Below are 7,006 nucleotides of genomic sequence, written 5' to 3' on the forward strand. Positions count from 1 at the left end.
GGCTGACGTCGCTCACCTGCAAGGCAATGAAGCTCGACCCGTCGAGCGTCAGCCGCGCCGGGCCGACCGCGACATCGACATCGAAGCCGGCCATTTTTTCGATGGCTGCTTCCGCCTCCGCTCGCAGACGCTCGGTGCCGATGCCGGATGTGCCGAGCACGTAGACCGCGCCGGCCGCCAGCAACACCAGCGCGCAGAAACTGGCGACCACCCGCGCAAGGACGCGAAAGCCTCGGCCTATCCTGGCGCGGCCGAGCGGCGGCACCTTGCAGGCGGAGGGAAAAGCCCCCAGGTCGGTGATCTCGTCACGCCTGAACCGGATCTTCTCGTGCTGCGGTTCTTCCTGATCCACGCAATCTTCCGTTGTAGCGAACTCGATCGTGGACGAATCCCCGTCTGACACTATATCGATGCGGCTTCGCGCGTAACCTCAAACCGGGGCACCGACATGGCCGAACTCGACGTAGGCGATCTTGCGCCGCAATTCGATCTTCCGCGCGACGGTGGCGGGTCGCTCAACCTCGCCGCACTGCTTGGAAAGCCCGTTGTACTTTATTTCTATCCGCAGGACGACACCACGAGCTGCACCAATGAGGCGATCAGCTTTTCGCAGTTGAAGCCGGACTTCGAAAAGGCCGGCGCCGTGGTGATAGGGCTGTCCCCGGACAGCATCAAGAAGCACGACAAATTCAAGCAGAAATATGACCTTACCGTCGACCTGGTCGCCGACGAGGAGCGCAAGGTCATCGAGGCCTACCGTGTGTGGGTCGAAAAGACGATGTACGGCCGCAAATATATGGGCGTCGAACGGGCGACATTCCTGATCGGCAAGGACGGGCGAATCGCCAGGATCTGGCGGCAGGTCCGCGTCAAGGGCCACGCCGAAGAGGTGCTGGAGGCGGTGCGCGCACTGTGAGGCAGATTTGGCGGTCTTCGCCGCAACCTGACACCCGTCCGGCGGGCATTGGTTACCGGCGCTATCGGCCCGGCAAAGCTTTGTTAACCCTAATAATATGTAATCAGGCTCTTCGTGGTGTCGTAACGAAAGCTTGGTCCCGTGAACCCAACCGGTCAGTCTGCGGTCTTCGGCAAACGCAAGGAACCCCATACGGTCATCATCGCCCGGGGTAACGAAATCAGGCATTTCACCATCCGGCCCTGGCTTGCCGCCTTCCTCGGCTCGGCGCTGGCGGCGATTGTCATCGGCTACCTGCTCGCCACCTCCTATCTGGTGCTTCGAGACGACCTGATCGGGGCGACGACCGCCAGACAGGCGCGCATGCAGCAGGCCTATGAAGACCGCATCTCGGCGCTTCGCGCCCAGGTCGACCGCATCACCAGCAGACAGCTTCTCGACCAGCAGCTGATGGAGACCAAGGTGAGCGAACTTCTGGAACGGCAGACACAGCTCAGCCAGCGCCACGGCCGCCTTGGCCCGATCCTCGAGCGCGCCGAAAGCGAAGTTGGGGCGGCACCCGCCGCCGACGGTACCGCAACCGCCAAGCCGGACGATCGCGCCGCGCTGATTGGCGAGCAGCCGACCTATTCCGTCGCCAGCCTGGGCGCCGGCGACACGAGACCGTTCTCGCTGTGGTCGACGCGCTCCGATCCGCTGCCCAGCGATTCGGCCGCCGATCGTGCCGACAGGCTGTTCGTGTCGATCAACCAGTCGCTCAAGGCAATCGAAAGCGAGCAGCTCAGCCGCGTTACCACGCTTGCCGACAATGCATACAAGAATGCCGACGCCATCACCCAGGCGCTGGCGGCCGCCGGCCTGCCGGTCGACAGCGATTTCGGCAAGGATAGCGATGTCGGCGGCCCGCTGATCCCGCTCAACGCATCGACGATATTCGACAGCAAGGTCAAGGAACTGGACGAGGCGCTGGATGCGCTCGATCACCTGAAGAAGGAAGCGCGGCGGCTGCCGCTCGCCAACCCCGCCCCCGGTCATTCGGTCACCAGCCCGTTTGGCGTGCGCACCGACCCGATCCTCGGCACCGCGGCCTTGCATTCGGGCATGGATTTCAGGGCGCCAATGGGCATGCCCGCCAAGGTCACAGCGGCCGGCGTCGTCACCAAGGCCGGCTGGAACGGCGGTTATGGCCGCATGGTCGAGGTCGACCATGGCAACGGCTTCGCCACGCGCTACGGGCACTTGAGCGAGATCGACGTGACGGTCGGCCAGAAGCTCGCGGCCGGCGATATTATCGGCAAGACCGGCAGCAGCGGCCGTTCGACCGGCCCGCATCTCCACTACGAAGTGCGCCACAATGGCGATGCGGTCGACCCGCTGCGCTTCCTGACGGTCGGCAAGAAGGTCGCGCAGTATCTTTAACCGCCCGCCGATCCCCGCTGCGCCGTCAGAAACATGGTTGCTGCCGAAATCAGTGTGAGCGCCACGATCTCCAGCGACACGATCTTCTCCAGCTCGGTGACCATCGAGTACGCCACGGCGATCGCATCGACACCCTCATACGGCTTTGCCGCATGCGCGGCGGAGCCGGTGACGCGGACATCGAACGTATCGCATGCCAGAGTGTAAGGACCGGGACGGACAGCGACCTTGCCGGACTGTGTGTACGGATCGACGTGAACGCAGATCGCGGCGGCGATATCGTCGAGCAGCCCCTCTTCCACCACCCGTCTTCCGCCCGACGGCTCGTCTTCCTCGGCCGGCTGGAATACGGCGCTGACGGTGCCGCCAAACTTTCGCTCGACTGGCGGAGCTGCGCGGCCACGGCGTGTCGTCCACAATACCGAAATATTTTTGAATTCCATTTGACTGAATAAATCTTCGGTGCGAAGCTCCCGTCACTTCAGGAGCGCAAGGCATGGCATTGCGGGGGACCAATCAGGAGTTCGGGCGGCCCTACAACCGGCGCATCGTTCTGGAGTCCATCCGCCTCAATGGGCCGATCGCCCGCGGCGATATCGCCAGGGGCGTCGGCCTCACCGTGCAGACCGTGTCGACCATCGTGCGCGAACTGGAGGAACAGGGCTACATCCTGTCGCTGCGCGAAGAGCCGAAAGGCCGCGGACTGCCGCCGGCGACGCTCAGGATCAATCCCGAAGGCGGCTTTGCCGTCGGTATCCACCTCACCCCGCTCGGCATCGACGCGGCGCTGATCAACCTCAGCGGCGATGTCATCGAGAGCACGCACAGCGAGGCGCCGAACGTCACGCCCGATCACGCTTTCGACCAGATCGGCGCCATGGTCCGCGACCTGGCGGGACGGCGCGCCGGCGGACGCGTGCTTGGCGTCGGCATGGCGCTGCCCGGCCCGTTCGGCGTCGAATCGATGAGCTTCATCGGCCCGACGACCATGACCGGCTGGAAGGATGTGGCGCTGCGCGAGCGGCTGACGGCAGCCACGGGTTTGCCGGCCTTCTTCGAGACCGACATGGCGGCCGCGGCCATGGGCGAGCGGCTCTACGGCCTCGGCACCGGATATTCCGACTACTACTACCTCTATTTCGGCGTCGGCCTCGGCGGCGCCATGGTGCATGATGGCAGCGTGCTGCGCGGCGCCTGGGGCAATGCCGGCGAGATCGGCCACATCCCGGTCGTGTTCGGCGGCGAGCCTTGCCCCTGCGGCAACCGGGGTTGTCTCGAACGCTATCTCTCGCTCGATGCGCGCGGACGCTGGCGCGGCAGCGACGACGACTGGGTAATCGAGATCGGTCCGGTTTTCCGCAACGCCATCACCATCATCGAGAACCTGTTCGACCCCGAGACGGTGGTCCTCGGCGGGCTGGCGCCGCCGGCGCTGCTCGAACGGTTGGCGGGAGCGGCGGAGCTGCCCAATTCGGTCTCGGCCCGCAAGGACCGCGCCACGCCGCGCATCGTCGTGGCGCGCGGCGGCCAGCATGCGGTGCTGCGCGGCGCGGCCGCACTTGCCGTTTCCGGGGTGCTGTCGCCGCGCTTCGGCCAGATCTTCACCGCCAAGCGGCAGCGCGGCGGCGACCTCCTGAAAGGCGGAGACATCGCGGCATGAGCGAACCCCTGCTGGTCCTCGACAACGTCACCAAGAACTACGGCGCGATCCAGGCGCTGAAAGGCATCAGCTTTTCGATCGGGCGCGGCGAGGTGGTGGCGCTTCTGGGTGACAACGGCGCCGGCAAGTCGACGCTGGTCAAGATCATCGCCGGCGGGCTGGAGCCGACCTCCGGCCGCATGCTATTCGAAGGCAAGGACTTCCTTGCCAAATCTCCGGCCGAGGCCAAGGCGGCGGGCATCGAGACCGTCTACCAGGACCTGTCGCTCTGCACCAATGTCGACGTGGTGGCGAATTTCTTCATGGGCCGCGAGATCACCCGCAAGGTGCTCGGCGTCCCCGTCCTCGACGAGCGCGCCATGGAGGCCGTGGTCGCCAAGGCGCTCGCCAATGCCGGCACCCGCATCCCGTCGCTGCGCACCAATGTCGAGCACCTGTCGGGTGGGCAGCGGCAAGCGATCGAACTCAACCGCTTCGTGCACTGGGGCGGCAAGCTGGTGCTGCTCGACGAGCCGTTCGCCGCCCTTGGCGTCGAGCAGACGCGACGCGGTCTCGACATGATCCGCCAGGTGGCGAACCAGGGCATCGGCGTCGTCATCATCACTCATATCATGCAGCAGGCCTTCCAGGTCGCCGACCGGATCGTGGTGATCCGGCAAGGCGTCGTGGCGGGCGATGTCGCACGCAACAAGACAAGTCCCGACGCGGTGATCAACATGATCACCGGAGAGACGCTGGCCGGTGCCGGACCGGCGAGCTGAGGGACAAATGAGGGGTCCGGCGCAAGAGGAGCGAACGACATGAAGAGAATACTTCTTTCCGTCTTCGGTTTCCTGGCACTGGCCATTGCCACGCTCACGCCGGCATTCGCCCAGTCCAAGGGCACCGTCTATTATCTGGTGCCGACATTGCTCGATGAGTTCCAGACCGGTTCGGTGACCGCGCTGGAACTGTTCCTCAAGCAGGTCGGCTACGACTTCAAATCGCTGAACGCCGACAACAAGACCGACGCGCAGCAATCGCAGATGAACGACGTCATCGCGCTGAAGCCCGCCGCGATCGTCCTTGCGGCGGTTGACTTCAACGCGCTGAAGCCGTCCGTCGAAGCGGCCCGCGCCGCCGGCATTCCGGTGGTCGAATTCGACCGCCAGATCACCTCCACCCCGTCTGACTTCACCTCGGTCGCCGGCACGGTCGAGATCGGCTACGTCGCCGCCGACCAGGCCGAGAAGCTCCTGAAGGCGAAGAACGGCGCGGTGAAGGGCAAGATCCTGCAGGTGCTCGGCGACCCCGGCGATCCCTACACGCTCGACATCCAGAAGGGGTTCGAGGAGAAGATGAAGGCGTTCCCGGACGTCAAGATCATCTCGCTTCCGGCCATGCAGTGGGAAGCCAGCAACGCCGGCACCATCGTTGCCGACCAGATGCTCGCCAATCCCGACATCGACCTGATCTTCAGCCATGCCGCGCATCTCTCGGTCGCCGGCGTCGCCTCGCTCGAGGCTGCCGGCAAGAAGCCCGGCGACGTCATGATGATGAGCTCGAACGGCGCACCGGTCGGTCTCGACCTGATCCGCAAGGGCTGGCTCAACGTCGAAGTCGAACAGCCGCTCTACGCCCAGGCCGCGGCTATCGCCATGTTCATGGACAAGATCGTCAAGAAGGAAGAGATCAAGCCCGGCGAATATGAGGTGCTTGGCCTGAAGTCGACGGTGACCAAGGAAGCCTGGGGCCCGAACATCAAGATCCCCGGCGCCGCCATCACCAAGGAGAACGTCGACAATCCGGCCTTCTGGGGCAACCAGAAGCCGCCGACCGAAACCGTAAAACCGGTCGAGTAACCACCAGGACCGCTCCGGGCTACCCGGCCCGGAGCGCCCCTCAAAAGCGCCGCGCGCGTCGAAACGCGCGAAGCCGCAACATTGTCAGACACGCGCGCCAACCGGATCAGCTCATGAACCCCCGCACCCGCCATGCTCTCGAGCTCATTCTCGACAATCTCGTCTGGTTCATGCTGGTCTTCGTGCTGGTGGTGTTTTCCCTGCTCATTCCGAACTACTTCCAGCTCGGCATCTTCGCCAACATCATCGAGGCCTCCAGCGTGCTGGGCGTGATGTCGATCGGCCTGGCGCTGGTCATCATCGCCGGCCACATGGACCTATCGGTCGAATCGGTCGCCGCGCTCAGCGCCATGGCGGTCGGCATCTTGTTCTGCTCGTCGGGCATCGGCCTCGGCGTGCAACTGCACCCGCAATGGCTGATGGTCCCGGTTTCGCTGCTGCTCGCCGTCCTCGTCGGCGGCATCATCGGCGTCTTCAACGGCTTCCTGATCGTCAGGCTGAAGATGAGCGCCTTCATCATCACGCTGGCCTCCTACATCTGGGTGCGCGGCCTGGTGCTCGTCGTTTCCGGTGGCCGCTCGGCACAGGACCTGGCGCCGGCGATCCGCTGGTTCGGCATCCAGCGCCTGATCGGCCTGCCGCTCACCGCCTGGATCGCCATCGCCTGTTTCGTCGTCTTCTCGCTGATCATGGCCAAGACGCCGTTCGGCCGGCACCTGGTGATGATCGGCGGCAACGAGACGGCCACCTTCCGCGCCGGCATCCGCGTCAACCGCAATTTGATCATCGCCTTCGTGCTTGCCGGCGCCATCGCCGGTCTCGCCGGCTGGCTGCTGGCCATCCGCACCCCCGGCGCCACCGCCAATCTCGGCGTCGGGCTTTTGTTCAACGCCTTCGCCGCCGTCGTCATCGGCGGCGTCAGCCTGAAGGGCGGCGTCGGCACCCTGCCCGGCGTCTATGCCGGCGTGCTCTTGCTCTCGGCCATCAACACGGCGATCAACCTGATGGGCCTGCCGGCCAATTTCACCCAGGTGATCCACGGCCTGCTGGTGCTGGCTGCGGTGCTGCTCGACGCCTTCAAGCAGACCATCCGGCAGAGGCTGGCATGACCGACCGGCTACGGGACAGGGTCGCGCTGATCGTCGGCAGCGCGCGCGGCATCGGCAAGGG

The 7,006-nt window shown here is 65.0% G+C and carries 7 protein-coding genes and 1 pseudogene; 6 read left to right on the top strand and 2 right to left on the bottom strand.

The window, feature by feature from the left end; all coding sequences use genetic code 11:
- A pseudogene (locus EOA33_RS18745) lies at positions 1 to 352 on the bottom strand (hypothetical protein); the annotation flags it as partial.
- A 96-nt stretch (positions 353 to 448) separates the two neighbouring features.
- Here EOA33_RS18745 and EOA33_RS18750 point away from each other — a divergent pair.
- Both EOA33_RS18750 and EOA33_RS18755 read left to right on the top strand, forming a co-directional pair.
- The gene (locus tag EOA33_RS18750) at positions 449 to 916 is read left to right on the top strand and encodes a peroxiredoxin (RefSeq protein ID WP_127406259.1); all 468 of its coding nucleotides are present in this window, start codon (positions 449 to 451) and stop codon (positions 914 to 916) included.
- Between the two features lie 141 nt (positions 917 to 1,057).
- Positions 1,058 to 2,335, top strand: coding sequence for a M23 family metallopeptidase (locus tag EOA33_RS18755; RefSeq protein WP_127406260.1), 1,278 nt, complete (start codon positions 1,058 to 1,060; stop codon positions 2,333 to 2,335).
- Here the strand turns inward: EOA33_RS18755 and EOA33_RS18760 are convergent.
- On the bottom strand, positions 2,332 to 2,778 hold the full coding sequence (locus tag EOA33_RS18760) for a M20/M25/M40 family metallo-hydrolase (RefSeq protein ID WP_245482370.1): 447 nt from the start codon (positions 2,776 to 2,778) through the stop codon (positions 2,332 to 2,334). The genes EOA33_RS18755 and EOA33_RS18760 overlap by 4 nt on opposite strands.
- A gap of 53 nt (positions 2,779 to 2,831) precedes the next feature.
- On the opposite strand from EOA33_RS18760, the gene EOA33_RS18765 reads away from it, so the two are divergent.
- From EOA33_RS18765 to EOA33_RS18780, 4 genes are all read left to right on the top strand, one after another.
- Positions 2,832 to 3,995: an ROK family transcriptional regulator gene (locus tag EOA33_RS18765; RefSeq protein ID WP_127406261.1), complete on the top strand. Its 1,164-nt coding sequence runs from the start codon at positions 2,832 to 2,834 to the stop codon at positions 3,993 to 3,995.
- A complete protein-coding gene (locus EOA33_RS18770) occupies positions 3,992 to 4,756 on the top strand; it encodes an ATP-binding cassette domain-containing protein (RefSeq protein ID WP_126054880.1) in 765 nt (254 codons plus the stop codon). The genes EOA33_RS18765 and EOA33_RS18770 overlap by 4 nt, the downstream gene beginning before the upstream one ends.
- A gap of 39 nt (positions 4,757 to 4,795) precedes the next feature.
- Complete coding sequence (locus tag EOA33_RS18775) at positions 4,796 to 5,836, top strand: sugar ABC transporter substrate-binding protein (RefSeq protein WP_127406262.1); 1,041 nt, start codon at positions 4,796 to 4,798, stop codon at positions 5,834 to 5,836.
- A 113-nt stretch (positions 5,837 to 5,949) separates the two neighbouring features.
- Positions 5,950 to 6,945 (top strand): ABC transporter permease, encoded by a 996-nt coding sequence (locus tag EOA33_RS18780; protein WP_127406263.1) that lies wholly within the window; start codon positions 5,950 to 5,952, stop codon positions 6,943 to 6,945.
- Positions 6,946 to 7,006: the final 61 nt, after the last annotated feature.

The organism is Mesorhizobium sp. M4A.F.Ca.ET.050.02.1.1, from assembly GCF_003997725.1.
GTDB lineage: Bacteria > Pseudomonadota > Alphaproteobacteria > Rhizobiales > Rhizobiaceae > Mesorhizobium.